The sequence below is a fragment of the Marinobacter sp. M1C genome (assembly GCF_023314135.1).
Taxonomy (GTDB): Bacteria; Pseudomonadota; Gammaproteobacteria; order Pseudomonadales; family Oleiphilaceae; genus Marinobacter.
The window spans coordinates 1,441,814-1,462,208 of sequence record NZ_CP092289.1 but is presented as its reverse complement, the minus strand read 5'-3'; the positions used below and the strand labels follow the sequence as shown (position 1 = coordinate 1,462,208).

Here is a 20,395-nt window from a genome sequence, read left to right as displayed (position 1 = left end):
CACTAGCAACTGGTGTTCCCGAAGCCATCGGTGTAGCAGTTCACGCTCTCTCCCCCGATAGTGCCGGTCGTGTTTCCGAATTCATCGGTATAAAGATTTACTGAGTCGCCGCCCATTGTTCCCGTTGTATTCCCAAACTGATCGGAATACGTGTTGATGCTCTCGTTTCCAATCGACCCGGACGTGTTGCCGAAATCATCTTTGTAGGTATCATACGATCTTTCTCCGACAGTTCCGGACGTGTTTCCGAAGTCGTCCGTGTAGGTGTTTACTCCGCCACCAGAGCAGTTTCCAAAATCATCGCAATAAGTGCTTTGCGCCGATACTGAGCTTGCAAACATCAGGACCAAAAAGCCTAAAACTCCAACCTTCATCATTCTAAATTCTCCCTCGTTCAATTTGCTCACAGCCAGTCTGGCTGAATGTGCTTTTCCTTTCAACGATGTGAGGGGTTCTCAGCTGTTTCGACCGTCTTGCTGCAATGGGATGTCTGGGGTGGTTTGTGGTGCAAGAGGGATGAGTGTTAGTGAAACCATAAAATGGCCGCTTCGCAATCGTAATCCAGGTCAGGTCGAGTCCTAAAGCGAACATTGGGCTGCTGACCTGACCCCAATCCACGCAGCCGCAGGCAACAAAGATGTTCGATGTTCATAAACCTGTAAACCAAGCTGTGTAACTTCCGCCCCCATTGCAGAAACACTTTGTGTCTTAATGGATCTGTAAGTCACTCTCTTACGGAGCTATCTGAGATTTCAGGCCCGCGTCAGTGAGCGCCTCAGCAATGCCGCGAGCCATCTGGCGATAGCCCCTGGCGTTGGGGTGAATACGGTCTGCCCGAAGGCCCTCGTCAGAAAGCACCTCAGAGAAAATATCGTCGATCACCAGGATGAGCTCTTCTTCGGCCAATTCCTCATAGATGGGCGAGTCTGAGAGGCTGCCCACACTGGCGCCGAACACCGAGAACTCTGGTACCGCTACCAGCACAGGCACGGCTCCGGACCGGCGAACGGCGGTAACAATTTCTCGAAGATGCTCCTTTACCTGACTGGCAGACTGCCGCCGCAGAAAATCATTACCGCCCAGTTCCACAATCACCAAGTCTGGCTCATGTTTCTGAAGCGATCCCGCGATGCGTCCACGGGCTTCACTGGCGGTGTCACCCGGCACGCCGGCATTGACGACCTTCCAGCCGGTTGACCTTGACAGCAGTGAGGGGAAGTCTTCGCCCTTTCCGGCTCCGGTGCCGTGGGTAACGCTGTCCCCGAATGCCAGTACCACCGAGCCATGCGCCAGAGGTTGATAGCGAGGCGGCGAATCGCCGCAGGCGGTGAGTAGAAGCGACAGCACGAGGAGCATCAATAAACGCAATCGCGGTGCCCCTCCCGCCATGGCATGATGGGTAGTCATAGGTAAACTCCCGTCCGGGTCATATCTGCTTTACGATAGGCTGGCGCCTGAACGGACGCAACTGCTGATTCCCGCATAAGGAATCTCAACCCGATGCTCCCAACAGTTACTCCATGCCGGAAATAACCCAGCGCCTATCAGTGTTGCTATCCAGGAAAACTGGATAAAACCACGACGGCCAATTTTGGTATCACTACCATCGGCCATCTCAGGGTGACGTAAGCCGGAACTCTTGGCCGCTGCTCTTTTCATGTTTTCCGATCATGTCAGCCTTCCATGGTTTATTGGGTTGCGATTAACCCGATGTTTTCTGGGTGGGCTATTAGCCCGTTATTGTTAATTCAACACAACCACATACTGCACTCACCGAATCCTTGGATGTCCGAATTCCGGACACTCATTACCTAACAGTTGCGAACCACTCTCCAAGGCGTAAAATCCTAACAACTAGCTCCGAGGACAGCCTTGGGCACCGATCAAATGTCCTATTTCCGGACAACGAAGCCCTATCAGCCTTGTGCCCAAAATCGGTGCTAATCGGTCAAAATACTGATAAATAGGGATTTTTTATTGCACCGGGATTTGGATTAAGTATTTGATTTTCCAGATTTAGGACGATTAAACCCTCTTACAAACGCACTGTAGCGGTGCTCTCCGAAGGCAGTGGTCACAGGTTCGAATCCTGTCGGGCGCGCCATATTTTTAAAAAGGCCTTACGCGAAAGCGTAGGGCCTTTTTAATTTCCTGTGCCCAATTTGTGTCCATGGTGTGTCCATGAATTTGAAATGTATTTTCATGCCACTATAATTTTGACCACTGCACTGCTTTGGCACAAAGCAATTAGGACACAGAAAAATGCTACCCATTTGCTCACGTTGAGTGCCCATTATGACAACTAAGCTAGCCCTTGCTTGCTTAACTATCACCGCTAAACCAAAGCCACCATTTGGGCCTAGCCACATATTAAACGCGTAATACCATTCACCTAATTACGCAAAAAAGACAGATCTGTCATTTTGCCCGGACACGCCCGAATTGCGCGAAGGTGCTGCTCAGATATTCCGCAAAAGTATAAGCCACTACCGGCAACTGGCGATTCCGCAGAGAGGCCAGCACCAGATTGGCGGAGGGAAAACCGCGATCCTGTATTTTCCGGCTGACAAGTTCGCCGGCCTCGGGCGTGACGCCAATTTCTATCTGAAAGGTCAACGCCTGCTCATAGCGCAGATAACCCAACAGGAACTCGAAGCTGTTGCTTCTCATCACCGGCTTGAGCTTGATGGATCGGCGGGCGAGGAAAGCGTCCAGCAACTGCCGCCCGGCAATATCCGAGTCGGGAAGGACCAACGGATAGTCCAGGCATTGCCGTAACTTGACAGGGCCATCTTGAGCCGCAAGCGGATGATCACGATGCATGACTAGACACAGCGGCTGCGCCAGTTCATCCAGGCGCATGATATCCGTTTCGGGGTCGAGGTGAAAAATCAGGGCCAGGTCCGACTCGAAAGTGCGCAGTGACTCCAGCGCCTGGCTGTGATCAGCCACTTGAACCTGAAATTCAACCAGAGGATGTTTCTTCCTGAAGCCGGCAATCCGCTCCGGCAAAAAGGCTGCAGCGGCTGCCTGGCTCGCCACGATACGCACGCAACCACGGCGCAGGCCCTGCAGGTCTTCGATCTCGGAACGCACCTGTTCCAGGTGTGCCGCACGGCTGCGGATGTACTGAACAAACAATTCCCCGGCAGCCGTCAACCGCATCCCTCGAGGCTGACGTTCGAACAGCGGAGTTCCCAGCTCGGCTTCCAGGTCCTGAATACGGCGATTCACTGCTGAGGGCGCCACGTGCAGCCTCTCGGCTGCCTGGCGGATCGAGCCCACACGGGCAACTTCGTCTAGGTACTGCAAGAAACGGAGATGATTCAAGGCTGATTCCTTTGCGAAGGCGGCGGCTTTGAGAGCCCGTCATAGCGATTTTACCGGTGTCAAGCCGCTGCTGTGGACAAGCAACGTCCTTGGAGTTTATGCAACATTTGCGGGCAGACTGCTCTCCGCTGGTGCGATCCAGACCCCGGTTCCGCAAGCCCGCCCCGCCGGCCATCGAACTTGCCACCGTCACCTGTGCGCCGAGTTTCCCCTTTGCTATAGAGGGAGAATGCGCTCCGGCCATGGCGACAAGACTGATTGTTGCCGGTACGGCAACACAATGCTCGCAATAAAGCGGCTATTCAGACACGCAAATGGCATGCCGACTGCTTTGAAAGTGGTGTGTGAAGATTAGGAGCTGGCATAAACAACAAAAGCACTGGCGTGAATATATAAGGATGCCTGCAGTACGTCCTCACCCGACCAAGATGCTCGTGCCAGTCATTTTCTTATTGAATAGCATCACTGCTCTGTTGCCACGGCCGCTGAGCTTCAACTTTCGCTCGTAACACACCCGAAGGAATCTCGATCATGGCTATATTTTCGAATCAATCACGTATCCGGAAACATCTTGTTACCGCCATACTAAGCTTGGGGCTGGCGTTCGCTGGCTCCTCCCCGGCCCTCGCCGACACCGATATCGATTTGGTATTGAACTGGAAGTACGAAGGTGCCCAGGCCTGGTTTTTTCTTGCAGAGGAAAAGGGCTACTTCAAGGAGCGAGGACTGAATGTCACCATCGACCAGGGCTCAGGTTCTGCCGCCTCCATCCCCAAAGTCGCCTCGGGCAGCTATGACGCCGGCTTCGGCGATACCAATGCCCTGATCCAATTAGCCGCCACTCAGCCCGAGCTTGCCCCTGTGGGCGTGTACATGATCTACAATACGCCCCCGTTCGTGATCGCGGTCAAGGCTGACAGCCCCATTACCAAGCCCACAGACCTTGAAGGCAAAACGGTTGGCGCGCCGGCCAATGATGCGGCCCTCAAACTGTTCCCGGCCTTTGCTGAGCTGGCGGGCATTGATCAGTCAAAGGTAACAATCAACAACATGTCCCCCAGCCTGCGTGAGCAGCTGTTGATGCGCGGCGAGATAGAGGCTGCCCTAGGTTACATCACCACCATAACTTTCAGCGCCAAGGGCATGGGTCTGGACCCCAAGAAAGAACTGCGGTTCATCCGCTACGGCGATCACGGCATGGACCTGTACTCAAATGCCGTTTTCTTCTCACAAGACTTCATCAAAAACAACCCGGAAGCCGTGCGTGGCTTCGTGGCCGCGCTGAATCAAGCCATCCAAGATGCCATTGCCAATCCCGAAGAAGCCATTGATGCCTTAATGAAGCGCGAGCCCTTGCTCGACCGCGAACGGGAAATGGACAAGATGCTCACCACCATGCGCAACGACATGAGCCACCCAGAAATAGCCAAGGTTGGCCTGGGCAACGTGGATGATGCACGCCTGAAAAAGAACATCGACACAGTGGTCTCTGCCAATAATTTGGGCAATACCCCAACCATTAAGCAAATTTTTGACCGCAGCTTCCTACCCCCGCGCGACGCGCGCCCCAGCAAGCTCTGAGCCTGCTCGGGTTCCTGACATGCGCCCGGGTCAGAACCCGAAACAGACAGAGAAACAGACAGAGAAACAGCATGACAACAATCAAAATTACGACAGGCGGTTTTGAATTTCTTGCCGAAGCACATCCCAATGCGCCCGAAACCCTGGCAGCCTTTCTGCAGCTCCTGCCCTATCGGCAGAAGTTCATTCACGTACGCTGGAGCGGCGAGGGTTGCTGGGTGCCACTGGGCGACTATCAACTCACCAGCGCAGGCACGCCGATCGGCTTCGAAAATCACACCAGCCACCCTTCGGCCGGGGACATTCTGTTTTACCCCGGAGGCTACAGCGAAACCGAAATCATCGTGGCCTACGGCGCCTGTTGCTTCTCCAGCAAACTCGGCCAGCTCGCTGGCAATCACTTCCTCACCATCACCCAAGGCAGTGAGAATTTGCGCGCGCTAGGCCTAAAAACCCTGTGGGACGGTGCTCAGGATGTCACTTTCGAGCTGGGCTGACCGTTACCGACGCTCGTTCAGAAGCAGCCCTGCTTCTGAACAACCCTAGGTCTGAAAAGGTAACGAGACTATGAAAACACGTGTAACTCGCCTGGCCACTAGCGCTCCCGATGATGTGACGGCGCTTGCCAGAGCCATCGATCGCCGCCAGATAGACCCCGCCCGGGTGATCGCTGTACTGGGCAAGACCGAGGGTAATGGCTGTGTCAACGACTTTACCCGGGCCTTCGCCTCGGGCACGCTGCGATCCTTTTTCGCCCGCCAGCTGGCGCTGACAGAGGCTCAGGTTGGCGAGCGCATCGCCTTTGTAATGTCCGGTGGCACCGAAGGCGGCCTCAGCCCCCATTTGCTGGTATTTGAGGCCAACAGCAGCCAACCCGCCCATACCGGCAGCATTCCCGGCCTTGCCGCCGGCGTCGCCTTCACCCGCGACTTCAGGCCGGAAGAAATCGGCCGCAGTACCCAGGCATCCCTGACTCTAGAGGCGGTTCTGCAGGCCATGGCCAGCGCCGGTATCCAACGTATCGAGGATGTGCATTATGTGCAGATCAAATGCCCGCTGCTGACGGCTGCCCGCATCAACGATGCCGCCGCACGGGGCCACATCGTGGTTTGCCATGACACTTACGAATCCATGGGTTACTCCCGTGGTGCTTCGGCCCTTGGCGTGGCCGCCGCACTCGGAGAGTTACCCGATGGTGCGGTCCGGGATGAGCAGATCTGCCGCGACTGGTCGCTGTATTCCACACGGGCCAGCACCTCTGCCGGCATAGAACTGATGCGCAATGAGGTTCTGGTACTGGGCAATGCCCCCGGCTGGGACCCCGAATACCGTATCGGCCATGCCGTAATGGAGGATGCCTTGGATGTCCTGGCGGTCGACCGGGCCATGGCCAGTACGCCGGAGGGAGAGGCCCTGGAGCTAACGTCCGCCCGACTCGTAGGTTTGCTGGTTAAGGCCGAACCCTCCGCCTGCGGCAGCATACGCGGCAGCCGTCATGTCATGAGTGATGACAGCGACATCAACGCATCACGTCACGCCCGGGCATTGGTGGGCGGGGTGCTCGCCGGCCGGCTGGGCGACACCCGGCTGTTTGTGTCTGGTGGCGCGGAGCATCAAGGCCCTAATGGCGGCGGCCCCCTAGCACTGATCGTTCGTAACGGATAAGTTCGCGCAGGGGGCGACTCAACAGCAGCCCGCACGTTCGTGATAATACTGGGTAACCGCGCTCTCGATTTCCGGCCAAGAGGCACAGAAATCGGAGCGCTCGGACAACGCTCGACGAAATCGGTCACGCAGCTCTTCCTGCACTTGATCAAGATCCAGACTGACCAGTTTTCCGCGTTGCACGATGGTCTTGCCGGCGACCACTACTTCGTCCAGATGTGTCTTGGTAGCCCTGGCGAATAGGAGATCCTGCGGGTCGACCCGCAGGATGCCATCGCGATCCAAATGATCCAGATCCAGTGTTATCCAGTCAGCCGGCTCTTCTTGGGCAATACTGCCGGTTCCGGCCAGACCCAGCGAAGCACGTCCGTGGGCCGTGGCAGCGCGTAACATCTGCCCGCGATGGGTTGAATCGCCAAATCCCGGTGCAGCGTGTAAAAGCGCTCCCAGACGCATTTCTCGCAACGCGTCGTCATCTTCGTCAAGGGCGCAACCATCGAGCCCAAGCGCTACCCGACAGCCGCTATCCAACATTCTTCTCAAAGGCGCAATGCCAGACTGAAGATGCAGATTCGAGCTGGTGTTGACCGCAATGGTGGCACCAGATTCAGCGATCAATGCCAGTTCGTCCGGTCGCGCCCAGACGCAGTGTGCCAGTGTCAGCCTCGGGGAAAGCAGGCCGATGTCATGCAGATAACGCACCACCCCACCAGGGTATAAGCGATCGGCATACTCGCGCTGATAACGTGTCTCCAGCAAATGCATATGAACCCGCCGGCCGGTGGATGCCGAGACCTCGGCAATACCCGCTAACATTTCATCGGAGCACCATTGGACGCCCGTAGGACCGTACTGAACATTCACGTTACCGCCGCCCAGTTTTGTCGCAATGTCATCCACCAGCGCCAGTTGTTCACGCCAGGATTGCGAAGGCGTTCTGAAATAGCGCCCCAGCACCTCTCTTGCCTGGGGCGGAAGGGCCTTTACCACAGGCGTTTCATCGCCATAAACCACCGGGTTGCGGTCCCGCAGGGCCACCGCGAACGCCAGCCTCACGCCCACATCGGTTGCTGCACGGGCAACCGCCTCGACTTCTTCGGCCAGCGGTGTCAGGCCTTGAGGCCGGGTGCAATGGATCATTACCGCCGCACAACCACCCTCGGCCGCTCGGCCCAAAGCGGCGACGGCAGCAAGATATGGATCGACTGACGGAATGGCGGCCAGACGCAGCAACCAGGTTTCCAGAGGCTTGCCGCCTGCGCCAAAAGACGTTGTGGACAACGGCCTACCGTGGTCGTGGGCGTTGGCGAATGCCGGCATCAATAAACGCCGCGGCCCTGATTCGCTCGCAACATCGCTTGTGACGGACTGAATGAAGCCGTCCACCACCTGCACACGAGTTGCGCCATGGGTTATAAAATCTGACCCCAAAAGGGCATCGGAAACTGTGATGGCCTGTGTTTGCATGGCGCCTTTCCTTTATTCGCTGATTTGAATCGGGCCGGCAAAAAACCGGCCTGATCCTGCCCGTGACCCTTGCTTAAAGTTCGCGTTTATCTCGTTGCGGCAAAAAGTCGGCTGAGAACACCTCATCGACGGTTGGCGTTCTTTTCAGATCATAGAGTTTAACGATGGTGTCAATGGACCGGCCAAGACGCTCAGGGTCGACCGCCCCGATGCCGATCTTGCTAGACTCGTCAGAAACAATCAGGTTGTCCATGGCAAACTGCAGGCGTTTGGCCTCGGCGTCAGCGTCCAGAAAACCTTCCACGCTCACCAGTACCTTCATGGCGGCCGCTGGATCTGCGCGCACTTCGTGGAACGCCCGGTTTATGGCACGAACAAGCCCTGCAACGGCTTCGGGCTTTTCCTTTATTAGCTCAGGCGAGACCATGACGCCGTTAGAATAGATCTCTACCCCATAATCACCAAAGCGGTACCAGGTAAAGTCTTCTTCGGGATCCAGCCCCTGAGATACCAAATTCATGTAGCTGGTGACGTTGAATACCAGTGAACCGTCGACCGTGCCATTGTTTAACAACTGTTCCTGAAGGCTAGAGGCAACATTAGTGATTTCGATGGTGTCGACGTCGATTCCCGCAGCGTTAGCCATGACGGGGAAAAGTACGGTGGCAGCACTTCCTGCGGGACCACCCAGATTAGCCCCTTCGAGGTCCTTGATGGACTTTATGGGACCATCAGACCGGGTCAGCACGGCAAATGGTGGCTGATTGTAGACCTGATAGACCATGACAGGGTTTTTGCCCTCATGAATGGCTGCATTCTGGATAATAGCGTTCATGTCGCCAAAGCCGGCATCATAGGCGCCTGACATGATGCGACTGACAGTCGCGGCGGACCCCTCGCCCTGATCGACTTGCACATCCAACCCCTCTTCCTCGAAATAACCGAGCTCGTCGGCCAGGTAATACCAGGCATGCACGCCCTGTATTCGCCAGTCCAGCGTAAAATTAATTTTCGTCAGATCCGCAGCGGCGCTAAACGACATCAGCATGGTTGCGGCTGCAACAACTTTTATGGCGAGGTGATGAAATTTCATGGTGTAGCTCCTCATGGCTTCAGAATGATGATTAAGCAGTTGGAAGATCAGACTTGCGCGTAGCCCAGCCCGTCACTTGCCGCTCAATCAGGGTAAAAATCACGTAAAGAATCACGCCCAGAAAAGCCAGCAAAAACAGTCCGGCGAATACCAGTGGAACATCAAACGTAGAGGTAGCAATCATCATGACGTTGCCAATGCCGCGATTTGAGGCAATGGTCTCGGCCAGCACGGTACCGACGAAAGCCAAGGTTATGGCCACTTTCAGCGATGCAAAAAAATACGGCATGGTTCGCGGCAAACCCACGTTCCAGAGAATCTCGCGGCGTTTGGCACCAAGCGCCTTCAGCACGTCTTCAAGTTCCGGTTCAGTCGTTGCAAGGCCCGTAGCCACATTAACAACAACCGGAAAGATGCATATCACAAAAGAAGTCAACACAGCCGGTAGCGTGCCGCTGCCGAACCAAAGCACGAAAATGGGAACAACCGCCACCTTGGGAATCGAAGAGAAGCCGACAAGCAACGGGTACACCGTATCGTAGGCCATGCGCGAAGAGCCGACGATGACGCCGATCAGCAACCCAGAGCTGACGCCGAGTGCAAATCCGGCCAGTGTGGTACCAAGCGTTTGCATCATATGGGGCATCAATGCCGGAAACCGATCAATCAGCGTTGCCATGATCTGGCTTGGCCGAGGCAGCACGATTTCCGAAATAGAAAAGACGACACAAAAAACTTCCCAGACCAGGAAGAACCCAATAATGAGCGCGCCGGAAGCAAGCTTCTGACGAAACTGAGCAGAAATTTCCATCAGCTTTTCTCCTTTGGCAGATCCAGTCGTGTGTGGGTTATCAACTGCCGCATTTGCTGGGTGAGGCTAACGAACTCCTGCGAAAACGTCATATCGATGGTGCGTGGTCGTGGCAGTTGGACTTCACGATCATCCAGAATCCGGCCAGGGCGCGGACTCATGACACAGATCCGCGTTCCCAGATAGGCGGCTTCGCGCAGGTCATGGGTCACTAGCAGAACGGTCGGCTTGGTCTCCTGCCAAAGGCTCTGCAGCGTGTCCCAAAGTTCTTCACGGGTGAACTGATCCAGGGCGCCGAAGGGTTCATCTAGAAGCAGCATCGCCGGGTCATGGATCAGCGCACGACAGAGAGATGCACGCTGCAGCATGCCGCCGGATAATTCCCAGGGTTGCTTGTCGCCAAAACCGGCCAGCCCGACCTTCTCCAGCAGGGATTCCGCCCGGTCCCGGAACTCACCGTTGCGCTCTTTTTGATAGCGGTCGCGGAAGGGTGGAACGATTTTCAACGGCAGCATTACGTTCTTGCGCACACTTAGCCAGGGCAACAGCGTAGGGTTCTGGAACGCCATTCCCACGCCGATCCTTTTTGCCCCGACCTCGCGGCCGCCGACATGTACATGCCCGTGGGTTGCGGGAAGCAACCCACTGACAAGCTTCAAAATTGTCGATTTACCGCAGCCGGATGGGCCGACCAGGGCGACGAATTCGCCCTGCTCAATAGTCATGGAGGTAGGCGCAAGCGCCTGAATTGTCTTTTTGCCACTTCCATAAACAACCTCCGCGTTCTCCAGCTTGACGGCTTCGATTTTCGGCACCTCGTGGTGCTCTTGCTCCCAGGCTGCTTTGGCAAAGGTGAGTGGCGATGTATTCATAACTCATTGCGTCCTTTTGCAGGCGCCTTTGCAAGTTCAGCGGCAAGGGTTTTGTCAGCATTGGTCACGCGGGCAGGAGGCATTTTCTGCAACGGCTTGACCGTTCTGCCGTGACCCCGTGCTTCGGTGACAAGCTGGCGATCACGCATCACGAACCGACCACGCACCAGCGTGTGAATCGGCAAGCCGGTTACCTCCCAGCCGTTATAGGGAGAAATACGGGCGCTGGTCGAGTGCAGTTCTGACTCCCGAATAGTCGTCTTTCGGGCCATATCGACAATGGCGATGTCGGCGTCGGAGCCGGGGATCAGAGCGCCCTTGCGTGGGTAAAGTCCCCAGGCGCGGGCCGGGGATACGGCCGTCAACCGCACATAATCATGGATGCTGATCTGGCCATTGTTCACCGAGGTCAGCATGAGGGGCATCTGCGTTTCCACACCGGGGAAACCACAATCGGCCTTCCAGATGTTGTCGTTACACTTTTCTTCCGGCGTATGAGGTGCATGATCGGTGGCAATCATGTCCACCGTACCGTCGCGAATGCCGTCCCAGATTGCCGCCGAATCCGTGGCTTCACGAACCGGCGGATTAACCCGGATGAGGCTTCCGAGCCGGTCGTAGTCATCGGTGTTCAGTAACAGGTAGTGGGGACAGGTTTCGCAGGTGATGTCCACACCGCGCTGCTTGGCCTCGCGCAGAGGCCGCAACTCATCGGCGGAGGAGACGTGCAGAACATGGACGCGAGTGCCGGTCCATTCGGAAAGTATGGCAGCCCGAGACACTGCCTCAATGGCAACCACTGCGGGCCGCGCGGCGATGTGCGCTAGCGGATCATTGCGCCCCGCGGCCCGCAGCCGCTCGTAACGCCAGGCCATGACCGAAGCCGTCTCCGCATGAAGGGACACGCGCAGCCCGGTGGGCGCCACGCGCTCGAAGGCTTCGAGCATGGCGCCAGTGGACGGTGCCGGCAGGTTACCGAAGGTATTACCCATGAAGCACTTGAAACCGATGATGCCGCCTTCGGCCAGGTCCTGCAGCTCGTCGATATTTTCTGCCCCAAGCAGCCCGTAGATACCAAAATCCACATAGGCCTGTTGGTCCGCTAGAGCCAGCTTTTGCTGCAATGCCTCCAGCGTGCCAGTGGGCGGATTGGTGTTGGGCATATCAAACACCGTAGTAACGCCGCCCATTGCGGCAGCTGCAGTGCCAGTCTCCCAAGTTTCCTTGTGGGTGTAGCCAGGGTCGCGAAAGTGCACGTGAACGTCGATGGCACCGGGCAACAAATACATGCCATCGGCATTCAGTGTTTCCTTGGCAGCAGGCATGGACTCTTCGTCGCCAATAGCGACGATGACGCCGTCTCGTATGGCCAGGGCCGCACGGATTGTGGTTTCGTGAGTAACAATCGTGCCGCCGGTAATCACCAGATCGGCCGTGACTGCAGAGGTCATAAGAGTTCCTGTCATAAGAGTTCCTGTCATAAGAGTTCCCGTCATAAGAGTTTTCGTTAGAGTGAGGCCCAGCCACCGTCCACTGGCAGATCAACGCCCGTTATCTGGCGCGAGCAATCGCTGGCGAGAAAGAGGCAAGCGTTGGCAACGTCATTCGCCGTGGAGACCCGGCGCAACGCATAATCCTCACTGTGTCGTCGCGCCGCTTCCTCCTCGCTGATGCCCAGCCGCCCGGCCATTTCCAGGCAGACTTTTGTGCGAAAACGCGGGCCATCCACCATGCCGGGTGCAACAATATTCACGTTGATGTTGTGTGGACCTGCCTCCAGAGCGAAGCTCTTGGTCATTCCCCGCAGGCCCCATTTGGAGGCGGAATAAGCCATGCGTCCCGACTTACCGCGCATGCCGAAGGTGCCACCGATGTTCACGATCTTGCCTTCTTGCTGCTCGATCATTCCCGGCAGGACAGCCCGGATCGTGTTAAAGCACCCGGTCATATTCAGGCGCACGATTTCGTCAAACTCTTCGGCCGTGGTCTCTGCGCCGGTCTTACCGATGGGACCAGAGCCCCCGGCCACATTGACCAGCACATGGACGATTCCAAAAACCTCGCAGGCAGCGCTCACTGCTGCAACACACTGGGCTGAATCGGTGATGTCACAGGGGATCAGAAGCACCTCTGTTGATTGCGCCCGCAAGCTTTCCGCAAGGGCGGCCACGGCGTCGATATCCCGGGCGAGCAGCGCCAGCCGGCAGCCCTCCCCGGCGAAAGCCCGAGTGATGGACTCGCCCATGCCCTTGGCCGGCCCGGTAATCAGCACCACCTTGTTTTTCAACTCAAGACGCATTCTTTGTTCCTCAGTAAAATTCAGACAATGTCAGTCAAAACTGGAGCGCTTGACCGACTGCCACGCCAGAGCAGGCGTTGATCGTTCATGGGCTCAGTCTCCGTGTGTTTCCGGGGCGTTGCTTATGCCGGAAGGTTGGATAAAATCGGAGGCACACAGAGTGAAGCCGTAAATCTGGCGAATAAGTTCATGTGCAGCCTGAGTCGAAGCTAGCGGCGCGGGTGATGCCGCTGCGTCTTCGATCAACAGCACGTCGTAGCCAAGAAAGGTGGCGTCCTGCATGCTTGCCAGCACGCAGCGTTCTGTATTGATACCGGCAAAGAACAAGGTGCTGATGTCCAGCCGACGCAGGATGGCGTCCAGCTCGTTGTGCCAAAAGCCACTGAAACGGTTTTTGTGAACAATGATGTCACCCTCTTCCGGCGCCAGTTCCGCGATTGCCTGGCCACCCCAGCTCCCCGCCACCAATGCCGGCCCCAGTCCTCCGGGTGGCGTTTCGCCGTAGCCGGTGCGAGCGCCAAAACGCGTTGCCAAACGCAAATTTCCCAGTGGCATTTCCAGACAGTCCGGGCGCACGCCCCAGTGCAGGTGAATAACCGGCATAGCCTGGTGACGGGCAGACGTCATTACCGCTCTTAAAACCGGAATCAGTGCTCTTGCATAGGCAACATCGGTGCCACTCAGGGAGAACCAGCCCCTGGGGTGGCAAAAATCGTTCTGCATATCCACCACAACCAGCGCGGAGCGGGACAAGTCAACCTGTACCGGGACCGGTTCAGCCTGGAACTGCATTGGTCGCACCAAGCCGCGCAAGTGCACCAGGTTGGCACAGGAAACCGAATGCGCACTGGAGTGAATCGAACAAGAGTCTGCGTGTTGCCGGGGCTTCATAAACTGTCTCCTGAATGCTTATCATGGAGACTACGCCGGACCAATGATGCGTGCTATTGCTATTTTATAGGTATAGTGTTCGAAAAAACGCAACACAGGAAACGAGCATGAAACACCTTCGCCTGTTCGAGTACATCGATGCCGTCGTACGCGCCGGGTCGATCAGACGCGCCGCCGAGAGCCTCCACATCACGCCTTCGGCGCTTGACCGGCGGGTTCAGCAAGTCGAGGAAGAGTTGGACGTCGCAATTTTCGAGCGTCACGCCAAGGGAATGCGCCTGACTGCGGCAGGGGAGATTTTTCTTGGTTACGTGCGGCGCAATCTGGCGGACGTCGACCGTGTGCGCTCGGAAATCGAGGGGCTGAAGGGGTTGCGGCGGGGACGGGTGGAGATCGTTGCAAGCCAGGCCCTGGCTACCCGTTTCCTGCCGGCACAGATCAATCGATTTCGCGAACGCTTCCCAGCCGTTTCATTTGGCGTCCATATTGTCAGCAGGCAGCAGTCGGTAGCCGCATTGGTTGCCTATGAGGCCGATCTGGCCCTTGTGGTACTTCCCAAACTGAGTTCAGACATACTTCCGCTGGTGATGGTGGCAGAACCGGTGATGGCTATTATGAGTCGGCAGCACCCCCTGGCTGGCAAACCTGAGCTCAGATTTAGTGAATGTCTAGATTATCCACTGGTGCTGCCCAGCCCAGAGCTGGGCGTGCGAGAGTTGCTGGATACGGTGCTATTGCGACGCTGTAATAACGTGCAGGTCATGGCAGAAACCGACTCCTTCGAGCTGATGCGTGGACTGCTTGCGGATGCTCAGAGTATCGGTTTTCAGGTGAAAATCGGTGCTGCGTCGGACGACGAGCATAGCAACCTAGTGTCCACGCCGATTAGTCGGCGTGACCTACCCTCCGCTCCGCTGGTCTGTGCTCAGTTACGAGGCAGAACCTTATCCGTGGCGGCGGCTAAATTTGCGGATCAGGTAAGTGTCGCGCTTAACGCCACCGCACCCATCGGCTAGTGGAATTACATTGGCGCGACAAAGCCCGTCAGGCCAGCACCGTTAAAGCCACTTGGGTACGGTGACTGGTTGGAAATTGCGCAGGCCATCCAGCAACTGCCGGGGATCGGATTCCAGCACCATGGACTGACGATGAGACGGTGGAAGGAAGGCCTCTTTGATCATCTGGTCGATAAAGGCCATGAAAGGCTCGAAGAAACCGTTAATATTAAGCAGGCCCACAGGCTTGTCCAGTTCGCCTAACTGGTTAAGCGTCCAGGCTTCCATGAATTCCTCCATGGTTCCAATACCACCGGGCAGTGCGATGAAGGCATCCGCGAGCTCTGCCATGCGCTCCTTGCGCGTCCGCATGGTCGGTACAATCTCGCTGTCCGTCAGGTTGGGATGTATATGCCCCTTGGCCTGCAAGCGTTCCGTTATGACCCCATGGGCGCGGCCGCCCCGGCTAAGCACTGCATCAGCCAGAACCCCCATGAGGCCCTTGTGCGTGCCCCCGTAAACCAGTGTGACGCCGTTTTCCACCAGCGTCGCGCCAAGCGCCTCTGCCTGCTCGGCATAGACAGAACTGGCCCCCATGTTGGAGCCACAGAAAACGGCAATGCTGCGAATATTTCGCATGTGTGAGGAGCTCCTTTCAGTATCGGCTCTAAGATTTAGGACGACGGGTTACGGGCAAGATCCTGATCATGTCTGGCCTTGGCCGACATCAACTTCATTTTATATCCTAACTGATCGACTGTTTTTTTTGAATACATGACAAAGGCACAGATAAACTCGACTTTCGAACACTCAAATCCCAACACTTGCGAACCGACCAGCAAGACGTAACCTATCCAAATACATGGTTGAGGGCACCGATAAAAAGTCCGATTCCCGGACACCCAATTTCCATTAGCCTTGTGCGTAAATCGGTCAAAATACTGATAAATATGGATTTTTATAGCATGAAAGTTTGGAGTAAGTGTTTGATTTTCCGGATTTAGGTCGATTAAACCCTCTTAAAAACGCACTGTAGCGGCCCCCCAAAAAAAGGCAGTGACCCCAAGTTCGAATTCTGTCGGACGCGCCTTATTTTTCAAGGCCTTACGTGAAAGCGTCGGGCCTTTTTATTTGGCTGTGCCCAAATTGTTTCCACGGTGTTAAATCGCTTTTTCTTGGCGTGGTAATTCTGACCTTTGTCCTGTTTCGGCACAGGACGATTCGGACACACACTGCCTACTACCCAATCGCATTCCTCATATCCTGCTGCATCGATGATTTAAACGCCGCATCGCTGGCGATCAGGCGATATTGTAGTGGTCAACTAATACCGGACAGTATTTTAGTTTTTCGTTACGCGACCACCGGTGGCATTCCGTCATTGGTTGCATGGGAGCGCTCCCAGTTGCAGTAGCCCATCAAGTAATCGCCAATGTCCCCTTCCCTGCGTCAGAAATCCAGGAAAACCTCAGACCCCACGCTTGGAAACCCGCTTCCCTAGAGATCCTCAGCAGGCACCAGAGACAATTGGTACCCCAATGGCTCTACCGCTTTTTTAACAGATTCCAGAAGAACCCGGGGATCGTCACGCTCTATATTCATAAGGGTGGTCTTCGACAGACCACACAATCGAGCATAGTCTTCCAGCGTGATACCGACAAAGCGCTGGCGGATCTCACGCACCGCGGCCCCCACCGAGACCTTGCCCTGCTTCATGCGTCTCTCAAGCTCGGCTTGGGCCACTTGGCGCTTATGCTCTTCAACCTTTGGTGGCATTCTAGGCATCGTCGCCTCCCCCCTCATTCTTCAGGGTTTTCAGGAACCGCGCCGGGCGCTCAAAGACAATGTTCTTGTGCTCCAAGACCCGCCCGGGTGCACCCAGGTCCACAACCTTCTTTCTCAAGTCCGCCAGCTTTTCCAGCTCGGCGATAACTCGGGCCCGGGTGGTGTCCGGATCCTCGGCAAAGTCCTGTATGACCTTGTGGTAGTTAGGCTCATAGACCGAATACTGGTAATCCTTCGGCCAGACCGTCGTTCGGGCAATGCCCTCCTTGTCCAGCACCATGGGTGCCAGGTCGTAGGCCGGGGACAGGCTGATTCGGCCGTCACGTTTGATCAAAGCCGTGTTCCGCCCGTGGTTGTCACTGTTGCCGATTGTGTAGTTGATGACATCGCGCACCAGATACTCACAGAGGGTTTCATCAAACTCCGGTGGGCAAGTGATCGCCTCGCGCAGGCGCGCCAGAACGTCAGTGTGTTTCATCTGAGCCCCATCACCAATCATCTTGTTGAGGCTGTACATGGACTCGACCCCGTACCGCCGAACTCCGTCCGAAGTTACCTCCCGATCGAATCGCGGAAGCCACAGTGCCGGTACCTTGCCTTCAACCACATGGGCACCCCGGATAGTATTGTGGCCCAATTGGTCTAAAGCCCGGTAGAAGATCCCTTCTGCTCGCAGAATGTCCTGATCCTCTGCCGTCATGCGACCTCGGGGAAACTTTACCAGCCAGTGATTGGCGATTTCGGGTTCCGGGAGGGTCCCCTCAAGGTAGAAGCCTCCCCCATCACGAGCCTCGACGACTAGCAGCTTTGGCGCATCACCGCCCGCGCCGGTGGCACCACCGATGACCACACCCAGTTGATTGGCGTACTCCAGCAGATACTCATCCCGATCGCTGATTTCTCCCTGGGTGAACGAAACCACTTTGGTGTCTTTTACCTGAGACTCGAAAGCCTCCGCGGCCTCCTTGATGCGCAGATTGCCGATCGGTGCGATGCACCCCTCGCTGAGCAATTTGAAGTCAACGGATGGTCCCGGATCCCCGGGAACGTCCCAATGACGGAGCAGATACCGTCGCCCGGCACCCTGAGGGATAATGTCTCGGAGTACCGGAGCAAGGGCCTGCCGTGGGTATCCTTTCATCAGGTGTCCTGGGACGTTGTGACCGATGGCCCGCTCGTCCTTGAATGACAAGCCCTTCTTCGCAGTGGTGACCGCATTCACATACTGGCCGTTGTAGGTGAACGCCATGTCACCAGTGAGGCCTGCTTTGGGGTTCGGAAGCCGGACGGTACCGGCGTCGTGCCACTTGTGGTCCCAGTAGACCTGTACGGTCAGGATCTTTTGTTCGCTCTGCATCGCTATGCCTAAATACCATTGTAGTGGACTTTAGCGTGGCCATTAACTGACTTAAATACCAGTATGGTGATATATAATGCTACAAAGCCGACGTCTAAAGTCTACCAGAATGGTATATAGATCCAAGTCTAAGACAGTTCGTGGAATAAACGTCGCGCGACAAAGACTGGCTCGCTGGCATAGACGCTGCTGCCACCCAGGAGCCCCAGTGTGCCGGCTCTTCGGTTAACGAATCGAAACGATTGAAAGGGACCAACGACCTCAACTTTGTCCGAATTCCGGACACTAATTACCTAACAGTTGCGAACCACTCTCCAAGGCGTAAAATCCTAACAACTAGCTCCGAGGACTACCATGGGCACCGATCAAATGTCCTGTTTTCGGACAATGAAACCCTATCACTCTTGTGCCCAAAATCGGTGCCAATCGGTCAAAATACTGATAAATAGGGATTTTTTATTGCACTGGGATTTGGAGTAAGTATTTGATTTTCCAGATTTAGGACGATTAAACCCTCTTACAAACGCACTGTAGCGGTGCTCTCCGAAGGCAGTGGTCACAGGTTCGAATCCTGTCTTCCTTAGTTGAGACCGCTAAAGCTAACAGTCTGGAGCCCTCGAAGTATATCCAGCATGTGCTGGATCGCATTGCCGAGGCAGATTCACTGGAAAAGCTAGAAGCGCTGCTGCCGTGGAACGTCGACCTGGAACGGGCTTCAAAAAAAGTGCCGCAGATCGGCTGAGGACAAGTGGGTCGATTTAACGGCGCTTACTAAGAAACTAGCAAACACCTGTCCTTTAGGACAGTAACAACCATATAAGCCCTTTGATAGTTTCTAGTTACTCCATAAGCTAGGTAGGGCGCATCGGCATGTTTATATCAGAAAATACAACGAAAGTAATATCGTATAGCGATATAAGCGAGCGTACCCTAAAAAAGCTTTGTCAAATGAGGCGCGATCAATTCATAGATAGGCTAAAGTGGAATATAGAAAGCTACAAAGGCGGGGATGTAGAGGCAGATCAGTTTGACGCTGCGGGAACTTACTACCTAATACTGGAATATGGAGATTGCTTAGTAGGAAGCGTAAGGCTGAGACCTTCATATATTCCGAATATGACTAATACTTATTTCGGTGAATTAACTGATGGCTGCAAGATAAACAGGTTTACTACTTGGGAAGCAAGTAGGTTTAACATCGAAATTGAAAGCGATAAGGAAAGTAACGTTAGTAACAGAGGAAGCTTTATAAGCGAAAGAACAGTTCTTCTGTTTCTAGCTATGATAGAATACGGGCTCGAAAATAGGATTGAAGGGTACGAGATAATAGTAGACCCGTTGATGAAAAGAATCCTTTCCTTAACTGGCTGGAAAGGGATGTACCTAGCATCAGGAAAAGGAAGCTTCAGCGAAGATATACACTACGGACTTCTACCTTGTTCGGTTAAAGTCCGCTCAGCAATAGCGGGGAAATACTATAGCTACAGGACTAAAGTGAGTTAGCTAGAAGCTGGAGGGTAGCAGGTTCAAGGAAATTGCTTTTGATATCAGATGCTTTGCATTCATAGTGTCCAGCTTGACCATCATGTTGTTTATGTGAAACTTGATCGTCCTTTCAGTGATACCCATAATCATTCCAGCCTCACTGTAGGTTTTTCCATGAGAAACCCAATATAAGCATTCTTTCTCCCTGGTGCTCAAGTAGAGTTTCTGTGACAGAGATGCGTGGCTAGAAAAGTGATCATGTGCAATGGCAGATAACAACCTTAACGCAGTGCTATTGCTAATGATCCTCTCCTCGAAACCCGAGTCATTCGAATCTGACGTAAAGTGAACTGAGCCAAAACCTGAGCCTGGATCATGAATAGGTATAGAAAATCCTTTTTCAATACCATAGTCATGAGCAAGTTCAAAAATTAACGAACTTCCTCTAGATTCAGTTGGTATTTGTTCCCAGAAAAAAGGAAGCGATGTATTAGAAGAGGTCAGCAGTACCGGATCTGATCTAAAGAATCTCTCGCTCTTGTATTTGTCGACCCAACCTTTGTCGTAGTTTCCAGAAATAAATACTTCTGTGACTCTACCTGGAAACAACGGAGTGTACACATATGAATAGCGATCAACACCGCAATGGAAAAGAACCTCTTCAAAACACTTCTCAAAGTCGTCAGAGGAGGCGAGCCCATTTATTTTATCCTCAATATAGCGCAACATAAAAGCTCCCTCTTACCTGAATCCGTGACTTTGCA

The 20,395-nt window shown here is 54.8% G+C and carries 19 protein-coding genes and 1 pseudogene; 6 read left to right on the top strand and 14 right to left on the bottom strand.

All coding sequences use genetic code 11. The features are described 5' to 3' along the window. Positions 1-2 precede the first annotated feature (2 nt). The 3 genes from MIH19_RS07035 to MIH19_RS07025 all read right to left on the bottom strand — a co-directional run bounded on the left by MIH19_RS07035 (position 3) and on the right by MIH19_RS07025 (position 3,330). A complete protein-coding gene (locus MIH19_RS07035; RefSeq protein WP_249008184.1) occupies positions 3-377 on the bottom strand; it encodes a hypothetical protein in 375 nt (124 codons plus the stop codon). Positions 378-732: 355 nt separating this feature from the next. Further along, positions 733-1,407 (bottom strand): GDSL-type esterase/lipase family protein, encoded by a 675-nt coding sequence (locus MIH19_RS07030; RefSeq protein ID WP_249008183.1) that lies wholly within the window; start codon positions 1,405-1,407, stop codon positions 733-735. Between the two features lie 1,011 nt (positions 1,408-2,418). Then, positions 2,419-3,330 carry a LysR family transcriptional regulator gene (locus tag MIH19_RS07025; RefSeq protein ID WP_249008182.1) on the bottom strand — a complete coding sequence of 304 codons (912 nt, stop codon included), beginning with the start codon at positions 3,328-3,330 and terminating at the stop codon, positions 2,419-2,421. Positions 3,331-3,861: 531 nt separating this feature from the next. Between MIH19_RS07025 and MIH19_RS07020 the strand changes: the two genes are divergently transcribed. The 3 genes from MIH19_RS07020 (at position 3,862) to MIH19_RS07010 (ending at position 6,576) form a co-directional block, all read left to right on the top strand. Beyond that, positions 3,862-4,911 carry an ABC transporter substrate-binding protein gene (locus MIH19_RS07020; RefSeq protein WP_249008181.1) on the top strand — a complete coding sequence of 350 codons (1,050 nt, stop codon included), beginning with the start codon at positions 3,862-3,864 and terminating at the stop codon, positions 4,909-4,911. A 71-nt stretch (positions 4,912-4,982) separates the two neighbouring features. Then, positions 4,983-5,408: a DUF3830 family protein gene (locus MIH19_RS07015; RefSeq protein ID WP_249008180.1), complete on the top strand. Its 426-nt coding sequence runs from the start codon at positions 4,983-4,985 to the stop codon at positions 5,406-5,408. A gap of 70 nt (positions 5,409-5,478) precedes the next feature. Further along, complete coding sequence (locus MIH19_RS07010; protein WP_249008179.1) at positions 5,479-6,576, top strand: ring-opening amidohydrolase; 1,098 nt, start codon at positions 5,479-5,481, stop codon at positions 6,574-6,576. Positions 6,577-6,594: 18 nt separating this feature from the next. On the opposite strand, the gene MIH19_RS07005 is transcribed toward MIH19_RS07010, so the two are convergent. The 7 genes from MIH19_RS07005 to MIH19_RS06975 form a co-directional block, all read right to left on the bottom strand. Next, positions 6,595-8,043 carry an amidohydrolase family protein gene (locus tag MIH19_RS07005; protein WP_249008178.1) on the bottom strand — a complete coding sequence of 483 codons (1,449 nt, stop codon included), beginning with the start codon at positions 8,041-8,043 and terminating at the stop codon, positions 6,595-6,597. Positions 8,044-8,116: 73 nt separating this feature from the next. Beyond that, on the bottom strand, positions 8,117-9,136 hold the full coding sequence (locus tag MIH19_RS07000) for an ABC transporter substrate-binding protein (RefSeq protein ID WP_249008177.1): 1,020 nt from the start codon (positions 9,134-9,136) through the stop codon (positions 8,117-8,119). 31 nt (positions 9,137-9,167) lie between these two features. After that, positions 9,168-9,947, bottom strand: coding sequence for an ABC transporter permease (locus tag MIH19_RS06995; RefSeq protein ID WP_249008176.1), 780 nt, complete (start codon positions 9,945-9,947; stop codon positions 9,168-9,170). After that, positions 9,947-10,819: an ABC transporter ATP-binding protein gene (locus MIH19_RS06990; RefSeq protein WP_249008175.1), complete on the bottom strand. Its 873-nt coding sequence runs from the start codon at positions 10,817-10,819 to the stop codon at positions 9,947-9,949. The genes MIH19_RS06995 and MIH19_RS06990 overlap by 1 nt, the downstream gene beginning before the upstream one ends. Further along, positions 10,816-12,285 (bottom strand): allantoinase AllB, encoded by a 1,470-nt coding sequence (gene allB / locus MIH19_RS06985; protein ID WP_249008174.1) that lies wholly within the window; start codon positions 12,283-12,285, stop codon positions 10,816-10,818. Before allB ends, MIH19_RS06990 begins: the two co-directional genes overlap by 4 nt. A gap of 41 nt (positions 12,286-12,326) precedes the next feature. Next, entirely contained in the window at positions 12,327-13,118 is a 792-nt protein-coding gene (locus tag MIH19_RS06980; RefSeq protein ID WP_249008173.1) for an SDR family NAD(P)-dependent oxidoreductase, read from the bottom strand. 93 nt (positions 13,119-13,211) lie between these two features. Next, positions 13,212-14,009, bottom strand: coding sequence for an isochorismatase family cysteine hydrolase (locus MIH19_RS06975; RefSeq protein ID WP_249008172.1), 798 nt, complete (start codon positions 14,007-14,009; stop codon positions 13,212-13,214). Between the two features lie 107 nt (positions 14,010-14,116). Here MIH19_RS06975 and MIH19_RS06970 point away from each other — a divergent pair, with 107 nt between their 5' ends. Further along, positions 14,117-15,025: a LysR family transcriptional regulator gene (locus MIH19_RS06970; RefSeq protein WP_249008171.1), complete on the top strand. Its 909-nt coding sequence runs from the start codon at positions 14,117-14,119 to the stop codon at positions 15,023-15,025. A 42-nt stretch (positions 15,026-15,067) separates the two neighbouring features. Here MIH19_RS06970 and MIH19_RS06965 read toward each other — a convergent pair whose 3' ends face one another. From MIH19_RS06965 to MIH19_RS06955, 3 genes are all read right to left on the bottom strand, one after another. Beyond that, the gene (locus MIH19_RS06965) at positions 15,068-15,643 is read right to left on the bottom strand and encodes a TIGR00730 family Rossman fold protein (RefSeq protein ID WP_249008170.1); all 576 of its coding nucleotides are present in this window, start codon (positions 15,641-15,643) and stop codon (positions 15,068-15,070) included. Between the two features lie 858 nt (positions 15,644-16,501). Continuing rightward, positions 16,502-16,789 carry a helix-turn-helix domain-containing protein gene (locus MIH19_RS06960; RefSeq protein WP_249008169.1) on the bottom strand — a complete coding sequence of 96 codons (288 nt, stop codon included), beginning with the start codon at positions 16,787-16,789 and terminating at the stop codon, positions 16,502-16,504. Next, entirely contained in the window at positions 16,782-17,930 is a 1,149-nt protein-coding gene (locus tag MIH19_RS06955; protein ID WP_249008168.1) for a HipA domain-containing protein, read from the bottom strand. Before MIH19_RS06955 ends, MIH19_RS06960 begins: the two co-directional genes overlap by 8 nt. Positions 17,931-18,723: 793 nt before the next feature. Between MIH19_RS06955 and MIH19_RS06950 the strand changes: the two are divergent. Both MIH19_RS06950 and MIH19_RS06945 read left to right on the top strand, forming a co-directional pair. Continuing rightward, a pseudogene (locus MIH19_RS06950) lies at positions 18,724-18,888 on the top strand (transposase domain-containing protein); the annotation flags it as partial. A 128-nt stretch (positions 18,889-19,016) separates the two neighbouring features. Then, a complete protein-coding gene (locus MIH19_RS06945) occupies positions 19,017-19,649 on the top strand; it encodes an acyl-homoserine-lactone synthase (RefSeq protein ID WP_249008167.1) in 633 nt (210 codons plus the stop codon). Here MIH19_RS06945 and MIH19_RS06940 read toward each other — a convergent pair whose 3' ends face one another. Beyond that, positions 19,650-20,360, bottom strand: coding sequence for a LuxR family transcriptional regulator (locus MIH19_RS06940; RefSeq protein ID WP_249008166.1), 711 nt, complete (start codon positions 20,358-20,360; stop codon positions 19,650-19,652). Positions 20,361-20,395 lie beyond the last annotated feature (35 nt).